Raw genomic sequence first — 1,684 nt, forward strand, 5'->3', positions numbered from 1 at the left:
ACGTATGCTCATGCTCGCATCATATATGCCAGATTCAGTCGCACTATCAAAGACTGTATTAAAGTAATTGGCATTACTCGTAAAAGTAGAGGATATGTTTTGGCTGGTGGTGCTGCTTGCTGTAATGCCGCCATTGTCGTTAAAGACAATGCCTGAGAATATGTAATTTGGACTATTAGTAATAGTACAGGTAATCTCATCACCGTAGGCAGTATTGTCGAGTATAAAAGAACGTGTTCCTTCTGCTGCATTATAAATCATAGTACCGCTAGGTACAGTCGTCGTACTACCAGTAGTAGCATTATTACAAGTATAGGTCGCATTATAATTTGCTATGTCAGCGAGCGTTGCACTATTGATGAGCTGCTCAGTAATCGTATAAGTGGTGTTTTCTCTTAAGCTCAGTGTCGAACTACTACTATTATTGACTGTCGAATTGGTGCCTGTCGTAGTAAATTCATTAGCTGCTATAGACCCGCCTGTCACTTTTATACGGAACTGATCATTACTGTTGACTCTATTACCATTTAATTGTTTTTGAACGATGAGTTTAGGCGGTGCTAAGCAAAAGTAGAATTCAGAGTACCCAAGACTGTGTACGCCACTCCTACGGCTAAAAGTGTTGCTATGCTTCATATTTAACAATACATCAGCAAGATTGTATCCCCAACTAGCATCTATAGTACAGGCGCCAACTGCGCAATTTCTGCCTGATCGAGCGGTCACAATGTCTTGACTTGCATTTCTAGTGTGAAAATTGCTATTAAAGGTTAATTGTCCTTGATTAGTAGAGACATCTGCTCGTTCAATATAGGGAACGCGTCTAGCGCTAGTAGTAGAATCTAGATCTTGAATTTTATAACCGATCTTACTAACAGGACGGTTAACACTAATATCTAGAATATGATTGGTCTTAGGGTTATTAGAGGTATGAGACATGTTAATCGCTGAGGTCGTAACACCAGATAATGATCCAAAAAAAGGTGATCTTGGTCTATTGTTACCTAAATATATGTCTCTTACGTCTGAAAAACTAAGACGAAAAACAACATTACCCGAAGTGTCAGAAAAGGTGAAGACATCGCTTAGAGTACCTGTATTCCACGATAGAGTTTTTGGAGTGGCTTTGGGGCTATAAGCGGCAATAGATGGTGGCAGAGGGTTATTTCCAACATAATACATTTTATGGCTAATGGGACATGTACCTGGACCTGAGGTTTCAGTGGACTCAAAATCTGCTTGAGCTGAGTTTATACTCATCCCTAAGCATAATAGTCCAGTCGCAAGAGGTATAACAAAATGCCAGCTAACAAAATTAATTTTATAATAGCGATTTTGTCGCATTACCATTCCTTTAAGTTATTAGGGTACATATCTATTATGTTACATATAGTTACTTATCATAAAATAAATTTTGCTTCTTTAACACCTTTAAGTTAAAAAATTTATTAGCTCAACTTTAATAAGGCATAGTAATAGTTAAGACTGCTCACTTATTAACAACTAAAATTTAGCCATACACCGCACAAACTAAGCCTAAAGTTATCAATATTCATGTAATTACTATTCGCTATTTTTCTGCTAAATACTTGTCAGTTTGTCATTTCTTTAAAGCCATAAACAATTTGTTGTGATGCGCTTATAATAGGTAGATATAGTCTCCTAACTATTGACCGCTTTTTAT

The 1,684-nt window shown here is 37.0% G+C and carries 1 pseudogene; it reads right to left on the bottom strand.

The annotated features are described in order from the left end of the window. Positions 1-1,260: pseudogene (locus tag ACTXGO_RS13335) on the bottom strand (hypothetical protein); the annotation flags it as partial. Between the last annotated feature and the right edge of the window lie 424 nt (positions 1,261-1,684).

The sequence above is a fragment of the Psychrobacter sp. T6-1 genome (genome assembly GCF_052258445.1).